17 protein-coding genes are annotated in these 14,495 nt (G+C 44.3%); 16 read left to right on the plus strand and 1 reads right to left on the minus strand.

What is annotated here, in order from left to right; all coding sequences use genetic code 11:
• Positions 1 to 260: 260 nt before the first annotated feature.
• From ACPW7N_RS07550 to ACPW7N_RS07570, 5 genes are all read left to right on the plus strand, one after another.
• Positions 261 to 521 carry a hypothetical protein gene (locus tag ACPW7N_RS07550; protein ID WP_425650428.1) on the plus strand — a complete coding sequence of 87 codons (261 nt, stop codon included), beginning with the start codon at positions 261 to 263 and terminating at the stop codon, positions 519 to 521.
• Between the two features lie 7 nt (positions 522 to 528).
• Complete coding sequence (locus ACPW7N_RS07555) at positions 529 to 1,017, plus strand: hypothetical protein (protein ID WP_425650429.1); 489 nt, start codon at positions 529 to 531, stop codon at positions 1,015 to 1,017.
• Between the two features lie 188 nt (positions 1,018 to 1,205).
• Positions 1,206 to 2,894, plus strand: coding sequence for an N-acetylmuramoyl-L-alanine amidase (locus ACPW7N_RS07560; protein WP_425650430.1), 1,689 nt, complete (start codon positions 1,206 to 1,208; stop codon positions 2,892 to 2,894).
• Positions 2,895 to 2,918: 24 nt separating this feature from the next.
• Positions 2,919 to 3,473, plus strand: coding sequence for a GerMN domain-containing protein (locus tag ACPW7N_RS07565; protein ID WP_425650431.1), 555 nt, complete (start codon positions 2,919 to 2,921; stop codon positions 3,471 to 3,473).
• 102 nt (positions 3,474 to 3,575) lie between these two features.
• Positions 3,576 to 4,022 (plus strand): GNAT family N-acetyltransferase, encoded by a 447-nt coding sequence (locus ACPW7N_RS07570; RefSeq protein WP_425650432.1) that lies wholly within the window; start codon positions 3,576 to 3,578, stop codon positions 4,020 to 4,022.
• Between the two features lie 10 nt (positions 4,023 to 4,032).
• Here ACPW7N_RS07570 and ACPW7N_RS07575 read toward each other — a convergent pair whose 3' ends face one another.
• A complete protein-coding gene (locus ACPW7N_RS07575; RefSeq protein WP_425650433.1) occupies positions 4,033 to 5,766 on the minus strand; it encodes a methyl-accepting chemotaxis protein in 1,734 nt (577 codons plus the stop codon).
• A gap of 215 nt (positions 5,767 to 5,981) precedes the next feature.
• Here ACPW7N_RS07575 and ACPW7N_RS07580 point away from each other — a divergent pair, with 215 nt between their 5' ends.
• The 11 genes from ACPW7N_RS07580 to ACPW7N_RS07630 form a co-directional block, all read left to right on the plus strand.
• Entirely contained in the window at positions 5,982 to 6,965 is a 984-nt protein-coding gene (locus ACPW7N_RS07580) for a PstS family phosphate ABC transporter substrate-binding protein (protein ID WP_425650434.1), read from the plus strand.
• A gap of 105 nt (positions 6,966 to 7,070) precedes the next feature.
• Positions 7,071 to 8,018 (plus strand): phosphate ABC transporter permease subunit PstC, encoded by a 948-nt coding sequence (gene pstC, locus ACPW7N_RS07585; RefSeq protein ID WP_425650435.1) that lies wholly within the window; start codon positions 7,071 to 7,073, stop codon positions 8,016 to 8,018.
• Complete coding sequence (gene pstA, locus ACPW7N_RS07590; protein WP_425650436.1) at positions 8,018 to 8,875, plus strand: phosphate ABC transporter permease PstA; 858 nt, start codon at positions 8,018 to 8,020, stop codon at positions 8,873 to 8,875. The genes pstC and pstA overlap by 1 nt, the downstream gene beginning before the upstream one ends.
• Positions 8,876 to 8,919: 44 nt before the next feature.
• Complete coding sequence (pstB, locus tag ACPW7N_RS07595; protein ID WP_425650437.1) at positions 8,920 to 9,672, plus strand: phosphate ABC transporter ATP-binding protein PstB; 753 nt, start codon at positions 8,920 to 8,922, stop codon at positions 9,670 to 9,672.
• A 271-nt stretch (positions 9,673 to 9,943) separates the two neighbouring features.
• A complete protein-coding gene (locus ACPW7N_RS07600) occupies positions 9,944 to 10,336 on the plus strand; it encodes a hypothetical protein (RefSeq protein ID WP_425650438.1) in 393 nt (130 codons plus the stop codon).
• A 4-nt stretch (positions 10,337 to 10,340) separates the two neighbouring features.
• Complete coding sequence (locus tag ACPW7N_RS07605) at positions 10,341 to 10,907, plus strand: gluconate 2-dehydrogenase subunit 3 family protein (RefSeq protein ID WP_425650439.1); 567 nt, start codon at positions 10,341 to 10,343, stop codon at positions 10,905 to 10,907.
• Complete coding sequence (locus ACPW7N_RS07610) at positions 10,894 to 12,531, plus strand: GMC family oxidoreductase (RefSeq protein WP_425650440.1); 1,638 nt, start codon at positions 10,894 to 10,896, stop codon at positions 12,529 to 12,531. The genes ACPW7N_RS07605 and ACPW7N_RS07610 overlap by 14 nt, the downstream gene beginning before the upstream one ends.
• Positions 12,532 to 12,621: 90 nt before the next feature.
• Complete coding sequence (locus tag ACPW7N_RS07615) at positions 12,622 to 12,960, plus strand: ArsR/SmtB family transcription factor (RefSeq protein WP_425650441.1); 339 nt, start codon at positions 12,622 to 12,624, stop codon at positions 12,958 to 12,960.
• Positions 12,961 to 13,068: 108 nt separating this feature from the next.
• Positions 13,069 to 13,239: a gamma-type small acid-soluble spore protein gene (locus ACPW7N_RS07620; RefSeq protein ID WP_425650442.1), complete on the plus strand. Its 171-nt coding sequence runs from the start codon at positions 13,069 to 13,071 to the stop codon at positions 13,237 to 13,239.
• 109 nt (positions 13,240 to 13,348) lie between these two features.
• Complete coding sequence (gene acpS / locus ACPW7N_RS07625; RefSeq protein WP_425650443.1) at positions 13,349 to 13,708, plus strand: holo-ACP synthase; 360 nt, start codon at positions 13,349 to 13,351, stop codon at positions 13,706 to 13,708.
• A gap of 239 nt (positions 13,709 to 13,947) precedes the next feature.
• Positions 13,948 to 14,495 (plus strand): LolA family protein (locus ACPW7N_RS07630; RefSeq protein WP_425650444.1); only part of this gene is annotated, 548 nt, incomplete at its 3' end.

Here is a 14,495-nt window from a genome sequence, read left to right on the forward strand (position 1 = left end):
CCCCTCACATCCCCTCACATCCCCTCACATCCCCTCTCATCGGGGGACTGAAACGTCGGGGGGGCGAAACAGAGTCTCCTTGGAAGTGATACCTAATGAAAGAACGGACTCATGATCTTCTTTTCGAGCTTCCAAAGAGCGGAAATGGACGAAGTCTTTTCTTATTTTTGTGCTCGTGTACCTCCTACAAATGACCATACCAGCCAGCTCTAACAAACATAGAGTAAATGGAATAGGTAAGCAAAAAAAGGAGGAGAATCATGGATATACGAAAGATACTCAGTATTGCTAACTCCATTCCAAGAGAAAAGCTGAAAACAGATGCAGGATTAAGAGAAGTCATACGAGAAGTGGGAAAAAAGACGGGCAAATCGTTTACAGATGCGGAACTCAATGAATACGTCGGCAAATTTAAAAGTATGGCACGTAATGAAAATGCAGGCAGCCTGCTGAACAAGCTATCGAAGCAGGGTATGTCTTCCAGTGATATCAACGCAATTAAAAAACGTTTCAAAAAGTAGGGGGTGCATGATCATCGGTAAAAAGCAGAGTAACAACAAGAGCAATTCTCGTGCTGAGATGAACCGTTTACTGATTCAAATGGCAGATACCCATTCAGCAAATATGGAAAAAATGGCGAGTCAAAATGAAATGTTGCTAAGAGAATTGGCTGCCGTTCAAAAAAACGTGAACGAGATGAGGTCTTCCATTTCCCGATTAAAACCGGTGAGTCCTTCTGCTCGCAGAGGCTTGTTTGGTAGGAGGCGGCAAACTGTTCCCGTTGTTGTAGAGAATGAGCCAAAGCAAAAGCTTTCTCTGCCGATAGAAGATCTTTTGCCATTGTTACCCCAGTTGGGAGGGGTGATCCCCCAGCTTAATAATCCTAAAGTCAAGGAAACGATGAAAATATTGGGCAATCCTGCTGTGATGGGAATGATTCAGCAGTTCATGGCGAACGGCGGATTAAGCGGATTAACTGGTAAGCAAAAAGTGCTCCCATCGAAAGTCCGTTATTAACATTGTGATGAAAAGACTTCGAACTCACCCGACATCGTTTTCGGCGACGATTGGGTGAGTTTTTTAGTTCCATTTAACTAAGTAACTTTTTTGGACAAGCTTCGTCTAAATTAATAGAGAATCTGCATGATTCAACAAATGAAGACAATTCCATTTCATATAAAACATCAAGGGAAGAGAGGAACTAGATGAGACAGCGTTATATTGGTGTATTTGTTTTATTGTTCATGATGTTGTGGATACCAAGTTTTGTATCTGCCGCATCGTCGTCAACGGAAGATGTGGTTAACTTAGTTATTGAGGGTGAACAGGTGCAGGCTGATGTTCCGCCAGTGATCAAGAACGGCAGGACGTTGGTGCCAGTGCGAGTCATTGCTGAAAAGATGGGAGCGGACGTATCCTGGGATCAGACAACCCAGACTGCGGTAATCAATCATGAGCAACAAACGATTAAGCTGCAACTTAACAGCAAAAAAGCAATTGTAAACAACAAAGCAATCCAACTGGATACCCCTCCGCAGCTTATCCATCAACGAATGCTGCTGCCTTTGCGTTTCGTGGGAGAGGCGCTCGGTTCTACCGTTGGTTGGGATGATCGCTCTCGTACAGTGATCGCCAATCAAAAGGTGAAGGTACATATCAATGGTCAGGATTTGACTGGCTCACTTGCGACGTACAAGCTTGACGGAACGCTCTTTCTTCCTGTAAAGGCGACTTTGCAGAAACTAGGAGTAGCGTTTGATGAAAACGCCGTTTCTTCCGGGAAAATGATTGATTCGCAAACCGTCGTACCGTTAGCTGATCTGGAGAAAGTACTTGATAGCCCAATTATTTGGAGCGATGAGGAAAATCAATTGGTGGTTGAGCATTTTCAGGAGTTTGAAGGTTATACGGTTGTAGATGACCACAAAGTGATCCTTCATACTTCGAAGCCGGTAACCCCGCAACATTTTACAATGCAAGGACCTCATCGGCTGGTTATCGATTTGCCGGGAACAAAGCTTTCTGAGCATGTAAAAGAGGAGCAGATTGGCGGATCAAGTTCAGAAGATGGCGTTGATGAAGATAGCAACGGATCAAATGAACCGAATGAGGAAGTGGAAGATAATAGTTGGTTGGGAATTCCAAATGATATTCCAATTGAAATTCCGGCAGTTGAAGAAACCCGTGCACAGACCGGTGCCGAAGTTCCTTTGATTCAGAGTATTCGCTACAGTCAATATAGTGATTCGCCTTACACCGTTCGAGTGGTTGTCGAGCTATCACAAAAAAGTAAATATACATTTACTGCCGATCAAAATGATTTGCAATTTGAATTGACCGCAGTACCGAGAAAGACAGGTTACCTCGTTGTAGTTGATGCGGGGCACGGGGGAAAAGATCCGGGCGCAAAGGGTGTAGCTGGGAATCTGGAAAAAGATTTTAATTTGCGTGTAGCAAACAAACTGGTTGAGATTCTCTCAAAAGATAAGAGATTTCAAGTTGTAGCTACTAGGTCGACTGATGAGTTTATCGAACTGAAGGACAGGGCAGGCATAGCAAATGAGATGGAGGCAGACCTGTTTATTTCCATTCACGCCAACTCCTTTAAACCGACAACTCGAGGTACAGAGACGTTTTACTTCCATGAAAAAAGCAAAGCGTTCGCCCAGGTGGTTCATCGCCATTTGGTCAAAGCTACCGCATTCCCGGATCGAGGGGTGCAAACAGCTGCTTTTGTCGTAATCAAGCAGACGACAATGCCTGCTGTTTTGACTGAAACCGGATTTTTGACAAATTCAATTGAGAACAGCAAGCTGGTATCACCTGAATTCCAGACCAAGGTGGCAGAAGCATTGGCAGATGCCATTCGAGAGTATTATCAATCCTATCAATAACTTCTGATACGCAGGGGGGACAGTATGAAAGCGATCCGACTCAGCATCTTGTTCTTTGTGATCCTAATGACGTCGGCGTGTGGAGTTGCGCCTGCCGTACAACATCCGGGAACTACCGATGCAAAACCCGTAGAGAATACACAAAATCCAACGACGAATGGTCAGCAACCAAATCAGGAAGCGAAAGCCAAGCAAGCGGTGAAGGTTTATTACGCTGATACCCAATTGACTTCCCTGGTGGAAGCAGAAAGAGAAATTGAATATCGTTCCGAAAAAGAAAAGTTCGAACAAGTGATAACATTGCTAGGACAACCTGGTAAGACTGGACAGGAAGCACTTTGGGCGAATTTCACCTATCACTCCATACTCTTGAAAGATGGCGTGTTGACGGTCGACGCCTCGGGTGCAAACCAGTACAATCTTGGTTCTTCCGGAGAAGCTTTTGCAATAGAGGCGTTGACCAAAAGCCTGTTTCAATTTCCGGAAGTTCAACAGATCAGAATTCTGGTAGATGGAAAGCCAACTGATTCCTTAATGGGTCATATGGATACGAGCCAACCATTTTCTCGTGAACAATAGAATCGTTTTTTGTTAAAGTTTTTTTCACGCAAGCCTAACAGGAGCTTTACATGCCCTTGATACACTGGAACTACACGAATGGGAAAGTGGGGGCTGCTTGCGATGGAAGTACTTATTTCGTTGGCAACAAGAGAAGATTTCCATGACATGATTCGTTTGGCAGATATGACGATGCCAGACCGGATGAACCTGCATGAATTAAAAAAATACTTTGAACTGTTCCCTGATCTTATTTTCAAAGCAACTTATCAAGGGGAACTGATCGGTTTTAGCTGTGCCGGAATTGATATGCATCAGACGAGGGGATGGCTGTTATTTAGTAATGTTGCCGAAGCGTTTCGGGGAAAGGGAATCGGTAAACAACTGATCGCTGCACGCTTGGCCTCACTTGGACAGTTCACCCGTTTGCGTCAAGTGCTGGTAACCGTAAATGAGCATAATACGCCTTCTATTCGTGCATTGGAGTCATTTGGTTTCCGATACAGTCATGTGGAAGTTGACTACTATGGACCAGGTAAAAATCGTACCATTCTAGAGCTTACTATTTAAAAACTGTGGCCTAATCAGCCACAGTTTTTTGTTTGGGCTCCACCTCATCCAGGGTAAACCGGTCACTAATCGAATCCAGGCGGTCTGAGAGATGAATCATATTGTCTACGAGAGATTTTGATTTCTCAATTGCTTCCAGTTGTTCGATGGAAGCCTTCGTCATGTGCTCCGTACTGCTTAACGTTTGCTGAGCGATAGCCATGAAGGTTTCAATTGTTTTATCAACTTCCTGAAGTCCGTAAGAGATCGTAGCAAGTCCTTCTGCCATAATATTCATTTGGTCATTTGTCACTGTCATTTTTTGATGCATGTCAGTAAAGGCCTTTTCTGTCTGATCCATTCTTGCTTGACTGTCTTCCAAGTAGCAGATGGCGTGAGAGGTATCTGTTGAAACGATTTTTGTATCGGTCTGAATGGCTTCAATCAGTTTTGTGATATCCTTTGTTGCTTGCTCCGATTCGTCTGCCAATTTTCCTACTTCATTTGCCACTACGGCAAATCCCCGTCCGGTTTCACCCGCTCTTGCAGCCTCAATCGAAGCGTTCAACGCAAGAAGCTTCGTTTGCTTGGCAATGCGTGTAATCATTTCAACGACTTGTCCAATCGAAATTGAGTGTTGATTGAGTCCCGCCATCCTTTCATCCAGTTTATACAAAATTGCAGCGAATTCTCGCATGACAGTAGTTACTTGATCGATTTGCTTTTGACCATGATCAGCCGTTTCTTTCATGCTTTCGCTAGAGTGGACAACGTTGGTAATTCTGATAAATAGCTGATCAATGGCTTCTTTCATTTGAGTGAAGGCGGCATTTGTAATTTCTGTGGAAGAAGCGGTCTGCTCTACACCTTTATTCACCACTTCAATGTGAAGTGAGAGTTCAGAGGAAAGCTGCTTTGCCTTATCAGCTGAGATTTGCATTTCCGTTCCACCATCATGCATATCCCGTATCATGTTTTTGATTTCCATAATCATTTGGGACATCTGATCAATCATGAAGTTAAAGCTGACAGCAATCCACTTTAACTCTGGCCCCTCGTTTTCCAAGTGGGAGCGCTGCGTCAAATCGCCGCTGCTTACTTTTTTCATTACTTGAATGAGGTACTGGAACGGTGATGTGATACTGCGTACGACGAACCACCCGAATAAGAGAGCCAGCAGCAGACTGCCAATCACAGCGAACAGGATGAGGGTTGCTGTGTGATGGAGTGGGGCCAGGTATTGTTCTTGAGCTACGGAAATGACGTATATGTATCCTTCTTCTGGTGAAAATGCGAAAGCAAGCGTGTATGTTTGGCCGTTTAATTCAACGTGCGTTGCACCATTTCTTTTCTCTTCTATTAAATGGGCAATTTCAGACGGATAGGGGATATCTCCCTTTGTAATTTTATCAATCGGTTTAAACTCACCCTTGGCAACAACAAATTGACTAATCGTTAATCCTTGCAGAGCCATGTCCGCTTGCTGCTGGCGCAATTCAAAGGTAAGTCGTTTGGAATACTGTTTGGGGTTGGAGGCTAAAGCGTATTTCATTAAAGTAACTTTCTCTGAGATTTTCTTTGTTTCTGATTGCAGGCGAGTTTCTACTAATGACATGATCGTCTCTTTTGATTGTGAATAGAACAACCAGCCAATCGTGGACACGGAGAAAAATAATATGAAAAGAAAAGGAACCGTAATTTTTACACTGAGATGGACTTGTTGGTGGATACGTTGCAAAAGGCGACGAACAGTTTGAATGAACATGATTTTCCTCCCAATTAATGCCTATAGCCCTAATCCTAACGAAGTTACGTAAAGGAAATGTTGAGAGGAAATTAAGAGATGTTTAACATATTGGAACCAATCCGAATCTTTAAGAAAGCTTAACAATCGCAACACATTACAACAACAATCGACCTGTATAGTTTGTACTTGTAGAACAACATATCGAAAAAGAAATTGGGGAGGGTTTTCTACTCATGAACAAAAAGTTAGGTAGTGCATTGCTCGTACTTGCTATGGCAGGTTCTGTACTGGCAGGTTGTGGGCAACAACCAGCTCAATCACAACAAGGTGGACAATCAGGTAATCAACCTGCTCAAACAGAGGCACCAAAAACAGATGCTCCTAAATTGAGCGGATCCATTAAAATCGATGGTTCTTCTACTGTATTCCCGATCTCTGAAGCTGTAGCAGAAGAGTTCCAAAAAGCACAGCCAGATGTACAAGTAACTGTAGGGCAATCTGGTACAGGTGGCGGATTTAAAAAGTTTGTTGTAGGCGAAATCGACATCAGTGATGCTTCTCGTCCAATCAAAGATAAAGAAAAAGAAGATGCTGCTAAAAATAAAATTGATTTTGTTGAACTTCCAGTTGCTTATGATGGTATCTCTATCGTAGTCAACAAAGAAAATGCTTTCGTTGATAAATTAACAGTTGATGAGTTGAAAAAAATCTGGGAACCAGAAAGCAAAGTGAAAACATGGAAAGACGTTCGTGCTGACTGGCCAGCAGAAGAAATCAAGTTGTATGGCCCTGGTACTGATTCCGGTACATTCGAATACTTCACTGAGGCTGTTGTAGGGAAAGCAAAAGCTAGCCGTTCTGATTACACTGCTTCCGAAGATGACAACGTATTGGTACAAGGTATCGCAGGTGACAAAAACGCATTGGGCTATTTCGGATTCTCGTATTTTGAAGAGAACCAAGACAAGTTGAAACTGATTCCTGTCGAAGCTGATGGAAAAGCAGTTTCCCCATCTACTGAAACAATTAAAGATGGTTCTTACAAACCATTGTCCCGTCCTCTCTTTATTTACGTAAGCAAAGCGTCTTTACAAAAACCTGAGGTAAAAGAATTCGTGAAGTTCTATATCGAGCAAGCACCAGAATTAGTGAAATCAGTATTCTATGTTCCATTGACTGATGACAAATACAAAGAAGCTTTGGCTCAAATTCAATAATTCCTTGAGATAAGGGCAGGCACCAAAGGGATGTGGCGTCTAGGAGATGACGTCACATCTCAGCATGCCTGAGTGTAAGTTTCACATGAAAGGGGACCGTTCACGTTGGGTAGACAAACAGCAGTTCTAAGACAAGACGTCCTTGTAGAGAAAAAACAACAAATTGTCGTGAAAAATAATAGACATAATCGAGAATTTGGTGTTCGCCTGTTTTTGATTATTTGTGCGGTTATCTCCGTATTAACCACGATTGGTATTGTAGGGGTATTGCTTGTTGAAACCATCGGATTTTTTTCGCATGTGTCACTGTTGGATTTTTTGACAGACACGAAATGGACTCCGTTATTTGAACCGCAACACTTCGGCATCATGGCGTTAATGAGCGGATCGTTCCTGATTACGGTAGGAGCAAGCTTGGTTGCGTTGCCATTTGGCTTAATGACAGCTATCTATCTCAGTGAATATGCTCCTGATCGGGTACGTCGCACGATTAAGCCAATATTGGAAGTGTTGGCTGGTGTTCCAACGATTGTGTACGGTTATTTCGCTTTAACATTTGTCACTCCAATTATTCGTGAGATTTTTCCTGATGCAGGAATGTTTAATGCGTTAAGTGCAAGTATTGTTGTGGGAATTATGATTTTGCCAATGGTTGCGTCACTAAGTGAAGATGCAATGGTAGCTGTTCCACGGTCCTTGCGTGATGCGGCCTATGCACTCGGTGCAACCAAACTCGAAGTAGCAACCAAAGTAGTTGTTCCAGCAGGTCTTTCCGGGATCATCGCTTCTTTTGTTCTTGCGATTTCTCGTGCGATTGGAGAGACAATGATTGTTACGATTGCAGCAGGTGCGACACCGAAGCTAACGGCTAATCCATTAGAAAGTATCCAGACGATGACGGCCTATATTGTACAAGTAAGTGGTGGGGACATCCAGTATGGATCGGTTGAATATCAAACCATCTTTGCTGTAGGTATGACTCTGTTCCTTCTTACGCTTGGTATTAACATTGTGGCTCAGTGGATTACTCGTCGCTTCAAGGAGGAGTATTAATGGCTAACACACGACTACTCAAGCGAAAGCTTTTTGATAAATTATCAAGGTTTGTCTTTTTGGCAGCTACACTTTTTGGTGTGGTTGCTTTGGGAGTTTTGCTGTATCAAATACTCTCACAAGGGGTGGGCTGGTTAGATTGGCAGTTCCTCTCCAGCTTTGCCTCTCGTAACCCTGAGAAAGCGGGAGTGCTTTCGGCGTTGATGGGCAGCTTGTGGGTCATCGGGATTACTGCGCCCATCGCCTTTATTCTCGGGATCGGAACGGCTCTGTACCTGGAGGAATATGCGTCCAAAGGGTGGTTCACCAACCTGATTCAAGTGAACATCAACAACCTGGCAGGTGTTCCATCCATCGTATTTGGTATTTTGGGTTTGGGGTTATTTGTAAAAATGTTTATGATGGGCGAAACCATTTTGGCAGGAGCGTTAACCATGGCATTACTCGTTCTGCCAATTATCGTAGTTAGTTCACAGGAAGCCATTCGCAGTGTCCCGCAGCATATGCGGAATGCATCCTATGCGTTGGGCGCATCCAAATGGCAGACGATTCGAAGAGTTGTGATTCCAGCGGCTTTTCCCAGTATTTTGACCGGGCTAATCCTGTCCCTTTCTCGTGCGATTGGTGAGACGGCTCCTTTGCTGGTAGTTGGGGCGGTTACGTTTATTGCCTTTGTTCCTACCTCGCCGTTTTCGCAGTTTACGGTTTTACCGATGCAGATTTTTAGTTGGACCAGTAAGCCGCAGGATGAATTCAGAGCTGTAGCTGCTGCCGGTATCATCGTTCTCTTGATTGTTCTTCTCGTCATGAATACAACGGCAGTATACCTGCGAAACAAGTATCAGAAACGCTACTAATCGAGCCAGTTCAAATAGATAACGAAGTGAGAGGAGCTACGCTTGTGAGCATCATAGAAGTTCGCGATCTTAACTTGTACTACGGACAGCATCATGCCTTGAATAACATCAATATTGATATAGAAGAGAACAGCATTACTGCTTTCATCGGCCCATCTGGCTGTGGTAAGTCAACCTTTTTACGTACCATGAACCGAATGAATGACATGATCCAGAACGTGCGGATCACGGGGAACGTCAAGGTATCAGGATTGGATATTTACGAGCAGGGAATTGATGTAGAGATCCTGCGCAAAAATATCGGGATGGTTTTCCAACAGCCAAATCCGTTTCCAAAAAGCATCTATGAAAATGTAGCATTTGGGCCGAAGTTGCATGGAATTACGGATAGAAGTTCATTAGATGAGATTGTCGAAAGCAGTCTGAAGTCAGCTGCATTGTGGGACGAAGTCAAAGATGTGCTGAAGAAGCCTGCTTATGGGTTGTCTGGCGGGCAGCAGCAACGCCTGTGCATTGCTAGGGCACTTGCGGTAGGTCCTCACATCATCTTGATGGATGAACCGACTTCCGCTCTTGATCCCATCTCTACTGCCAAGATCGAAGAATTGCTGGATCAATTGAAAGACAAGTATACAATCGTCATCGTTACGCACAATATGCAACAAGCAGCTCGTATCTCCGACAAAACTGCCTTCTTCCTGAACGGTGATCTGGTTGAGTACGACAATACCCCGGTTATCTTCCAGAACCCTTGTGACAAACGAACAGAAGATTATATCACCGGGCGCTTTGGATAAGAAAAGAACGTGTTGAACTGCACCCCAATTGTTAGACATACCTAACAACTGGGGTGCACGTACTTATCCAACTGATTGCCGTCTTTAAGGCGTTGGACAAAATCCGGGTTAGCGAGCATAGGAATACGATAGTGCTCCCTCTGTAAGCTCCTTCTTCATTTTGAAGAAGGAGCTTATTTTTTGCAGATGTGGCTAGGTATGGAACCTGAACTAGATAGGAAACAATTGATTAACAGGAAGTCTAAATTTGATAGTCATCGGAGGAATCAGTATGTGGACAGGATGGCCTCTTGAACGTATGTTGTTGCTTGTTGTGGGGCTGGCATTCCTTTTGCTGTTTATTCAAGTTACCTTGTTTCATTCCCGGCAAAATTTCAGGCGCTGGGCCATGTGGTTGCCCGTTTTGGCGACACCGGTTGACGGTGTTATTTCCCTTTTCCTTGTCTTTTACCCGGTCGTTTGGGTACGCACGCTGTTTTCTGTGCTCATGTGGGTATCAATCGCAGCAGGCGTGTATGGGGCATTCCTCCATGGGGCAGGTATCAGGCAACGAGTTGGAGGCTTCTCAGAGAGCCAGAATTTCCTGGTAGGGCCGCCAATCATTTTACCCTTGATGATCTCAGCGATGGGCGCTGTCGGGCTGTTGGCGCTGTATTGGGGGTAGACCAATGACCAAAGAGAGTCTGTATCCCGGTTATGATGTTTGGAACCAGCACGAGGCTTGGGATGAGCATACCAGGCAAATTGTCCGGAAACGCAAAACCCCACAAGTCCTGCACAAATTTTTTACATACGATGAAGGCACGATTATGCAGACGTTGATCCAAGTGCTTGTGGATGATCACCGTTTGGAAGTGCTTACCTATGTTTTGGAGCATCTGGATCAATCATTAGCCAGCCCGATTGGGGAGAGCCAACGAAATGTGAATGTGTTACCGAAGAAAATGCTGATCAAGGATGGATTAGGGAGGATTGACTTCATCAGTCACCGCTCGTACGGCAGCGGATTTGTCTCACTTGCTCCCGATCAACAAGAACAAGTGTTGAATGTGACGAGTCAGGATTATCCTGATTTTTTCAAGGCGTTACTCCACGATGTGGTTGAAGCGTACTATTCACATCCAATTGTATGGTCCGATATTGGTTATGGTGGTCCTGCTTATCCTCGGGGGTATGTCCGGGTGGAGAAAGGATTAATAGACCCATGGGAGGCGAAACAACATGGAGAATCATGACCAAGTAACTCATCATAGCAATCATTATCTTGGATATCGCTCCAAGCAGTTGGACAAACGCAAATATGGGGATGAGGCTGATGTCTGTATTGTAGGCGCGGGGGCAGCAGGTGGGGTTATTGCTCATGAACTGGCAAAAGCAGGCCTGCGAGTCGTTGTGATCGAGGCAGGACCCTTTTGGAATCCACAGACTGACTTTGCAAGTGATGAGTTGGCTACACAAAAGCTGGGATGGCAGGATACCCGTCTCGTCAATGGAAAAAATCCGCTGAAGCTGGGGAAGAACAACTCAGGCAGAGGAGTTGGTGGAGGTACAGTCCATTTCACCGGTGTGTTTTTACGATTCCATGAAAGTGACTTCATGACCCGAACGCTGGATGGTGTAGGAGAAGACTGGCCCATACGGTATGAAGACCTTGCTCCCTATTATGAAAAAATTGAGCGTGAAATTGCCGTATCAGGGCCCAAGCATTTTCCCTGGGGAGCCTTCAAAGGGCCATATCCCTATCCTGTTCGGGAACCAATCAGTGCCAATTCCATTCTGTTTCGAGAAGCATGTGAAAAGTTGGGTTACGAAAGCTCAGTCGCCCCGCTGGCCATCCTGTCAGCGCCGTTCGACGGTCGCCCGCCGTGCATCAATCGAGGTTTTTGCAATCAAGGATGTATGCCGAATGCCAAGTATAGTGGACTGATTCATCATATTCCCAAAGCAATTGAACAAGGTGCTGAAATCCTTTCAGACTGTATGGTGACTTTAATCGAAACGGATGGGAGCAAAGTAACCTCAGTGGTTTTTGATCATGATGGACAGGAATACAGACAAAAGGCAAGAGTGTTTGTGCTTGCTGGATTTGTTGTAGAAACTCCACGACTGTTGCTTCATTCGGCAAACCATCATTTCCCGAATGGATTAGCCAACTCAAGTGGGTGGGTAGGCAAAGCAATCATGCCGCACAGCAGCCAAGACGTTTACGGAAAATTGGAAGAGGAAGTTCGATTATACAAAGGCACGCCTGTACTCGCATTAACTCAGCACTTTTACGAAACCGAACCTAATCGTGGTTTTGCTAGAGGGTATACCTTGAATGCTCACGGAGTGAGGCCTGTAGCAATGGCTTCAGCGATTGCCACAGAACGGAAGGATAGCAAGCTGGTGTGGGGAAGCGAACTGAGAGAAATAATGCTGGACTATAATTATTATGCGAGAATCACACTGGTAGGCGAAGTGCTTCCTGATCCTGAGAACAGAGTGACACTTGCAGATGAAAAGGACGAGTATGGAATGCCTCGTGCACAAGTATCGTTCAGTTATGGAGACAACGATATCAAGCTGATCAACCATGCCATATCACAGATGGATGAACTCATCCAGGCGATGGGCGGGAAAACGGAGCATGTCATCGATGATACAGCCCACTTGATGGGAGGTTGTCGTATGGGAGATGATCCTGAGCGATCGGTTGTGAATCAATTTGGTCAAAGCCACGATATACCTAATTTGTATATCGCTGGGGCAAGCACCTTCGTTACCTCATCTGGCAGCAATCCCACCAACACGGTAATGGCACTAGCGGCAAGAACGGCGGAGAATATCATATCAACAATGAAGCAGCGTGAGGCATAATCTGTGTGTGACTATCCCAACGATCTATTGAGACAGCGTGAATCGTATAGTATACTGATTAGCGAATATGATCGGAGAGGCGGGATAAAGATGGAGCCTACAGATATGATGCAAATATTGTATATGGCTGATTTGTTTAAGCTGCTAGGGGATAAAACTCGATTGACCATACTTTCTTTACTATATGTACAATCCATGTGTGTTAGAGACCTCGTCGAGAATATACAAGCATCTCAACCGTCCGTTTCTCAACATTTGGCAAAATTGCGCTCGCATGGAATTGTAAAAGAAACAAGAAAAGGTGCCTGGGTATACTATTCCATTAACCAGGAGTGTAAACCGCTTGTAAAACAGATATTGGAACAACTCCCCAATGCCAAGTTGCCATTGAACACTACAGAGGGGCAAGGAATTTCAGTAGCAAATTAATTTGTCACAAAGGGTAGTATTCCCTGCAAAAGGTTCTGAAATCAGGAAGGAACTGGATGGATACCACTCGGGGTTGCTGTACAAATTATAGTCAGCAATGTCGAGGAGGTGACTCAAGCGATGGCAAAACGTAATAAACAACAACCAAACCAAGCTGCTCGCATGCAAACGCAAGCAAATGCGACTGAATTTGCTAGCGAAACAAATGTAGCCCAGGTACGACGTCAGAACCAACAATCTGCTGCTCGTGCTTCGCAACAAAATAACCCAACTGAGTAATTTGAATGCCGCCCCCCATGGTTTCATGGGGGGTTACTTTTTGTCTGGATTGTTAAGTATAATTTTTAAAGGACAAGTTTGAAACTGATTGAAATGAGGGCGTTGTAATATGATTACGGGTATCGGAATTGATATAGTCGAATTAAAACGCATAGATAATATTCTTCATCGTAAACAAGGTTTCATCGATCGTGTGTTGGCCCCTAATGAAAAAATACTGATTGAAAACAAATCCCCACATCGGATCACAGAAATTGTCGCAGGCAGATTTGCAGCCAAGGAAGCTGTTGCAAAAGCGTTAGGGACAGGGATCGGCGCTGAACTATGTTTTCATGACATTGTGATTTTGCCAGATGAGAAAGGAAAACCACAAGTAACACTACGGAATCATTTACATACAAACATCCATGTAAGCATTTCACATAGCAGGGAATACGCAGTTGCACAGGTTATCATCGAACAAGTGTAACTTGTCTGCATATTGGGACGAGAAGGGTCATAAGTATATATCGCATAGATTAGGAGGGACTACCTGTTGTGAACAGGAAAGGTTAGTCCAAATCCAATTCGGCGATATCGTTGTCAACTTATGATCATTTTTTAGTTTCAGCAGACACGATTCTCGATTGGTGAACTTGGTCTGACAAATTTCCTAGGAAATAGACAGGGCTTCCCTCTTTGTCGAAATCAGATGAGGAGGGTTAAACGATGAGACGGGGAGCTTTATGGATAGTGCTACTACTTGTCTTTTCCGTTTTCGCAGGAGGTTGCTTTGGACAGAAGACACCTGAAGACGTAGTGGAGGATTTGGGTGGTACCTTGGACAAAATCACAGGGTACAAAACGAATGCAGTTTTGACATTGAAAACAGGGTCCACTCCGCAGCAGTATGACGTACAAGTTTGGTATGCCAAACCAACAAATTACCGAGTTGCACTGACTTCCAAACAGCGCAATATTACGCAGATTATTTTACGTAATGATGAAGGTGTTTTCGTGCTCACACCTCATCTGAACAAAAGCTTCCGTTTCCAAAGCGGTTGGCCAGAAAACAACGGCCCACTCTATCTTTACGAGACGCTCGTTCGAAGCATTGTTGATGATGCAGAGCGCCAACTCAAGATGGACAATAAACAGTATTTGTTTGAAGTAAAAGCGAATTATAGTGGAAACCGCTCTCTCACCAAGCAAAAAATTTGGTTAACTGAAGATTTCAAGCCAACCAAAGCTGAAATAATGGATAGCAATATGAATTC

Origin of the sequence: Brevibacillus nigriterrae (genome assembly GCF_049846925.1) — a bacterium.
In the GTDB taxonomy this organism is placed as follows: domain Bacteria; phylum Bacillota; class Bacilli; order Brevibacillales; family Brevibacillaceae; genus Brevibacillus_H.

What these genes read in the sequence shown, in the direction of transcription:
- ACPW7N_RS07550 (WP_425650428.1), top strand. Translation starts at nt 261, where the DNA reads ATGGATATACGAAAGATACTCAGTATTGCTAACTCCATTCCAAGAGAA.
- ACPW7N_RS07555 (WP_425650429.1), top strand. Translation starts at nt 529, where the DNA reads ATGATCATCGGTAAAAAGCAGAGTAACAACAAGAGCAATTCTCGTGCT.
- ACPW7N_RS07560 (WP_425650430.1), top strand. Translation starts at nt 1,206, where the DNA reads ATGAGACAGCGTTATATTGGTGTATTTGTTTTATTGTTCATGATGTTG.
- ACPW7N_RS07565 (WP_425650431.1), top strand. Translation starts at nt 2,919, where the DNA reads ATGAAAGCGATCCGACTCAGCATCTTGTTCTTTGTGATCCTAATGACG.
- ACPW7N_RS07570 (WP_425650432.1), top strand. Translation starts at nt 3,576, where the DNA reads ATGGAAGTACTTATTTCGTTGGCAACAAGAGAAGATTTCCATGACATG.
- ACPW7N_RS07575 (WP_425650433.1), bottom strand. Translation starts at nt 5,766, where the DNA reads ATGTTCATTCAAACTGTTCGTCGCCTTTTGCAACGTATCCACCAACAA.
- ACPW7N_RS07580 (WP_425650434.1), top strand. Translation starts at nt 5,982, where the DNA reads ATGAACAAAAAGTTAGGTAGTGCATTGCTCGTACTTGCTATGGCAGGT.
- pstA (WP_425650436.1), top strand. Translation starts at nt 8,018, where the DNA reads ATGGCTAACACACGACTACTCAAGCGAAAGCTTTTTGATAAATTATCA.
- ACPW7N_RS07600 (WP_425650438.1), top strand. Translation starts at nt 9,944, where the DNA reads ATGTGGACAGGATGGCCTCTTGAACGTATGTTGTTGCTTGTTGTGGGG.
- ACPW7N_RS07605 (WP_425650439.1), top strand. Translation starts at nt 10,341, where the DNA reads ATGACCAAAGAGAGTCTGTATCCCGGTTATGATGTTTGGAACCAGCAC.
- ACPW7N_RS07610 (WP_425650440.1), top strand. Translation starts at nt 10,894, where the DNA reads ATGGAGAATCATGACCAAGTAACTCATCATAGCAATCATTATCTTGGA.
- ACPW7N_RS07615 (WP_425650441.1), top strand. Translation starts at nt 12,622, where the DNA reads ATGGAGCCTACAGATATGATGCAAATATTGTATATGGCTGATTTGTTT.
- acpS (WP_425650443.1), top strand. Translation starts at nt 13,349, where the DNA reads ATGATTACGGGTATCGGAATTGATATAGTCGAATTAAAACGCATAGAT.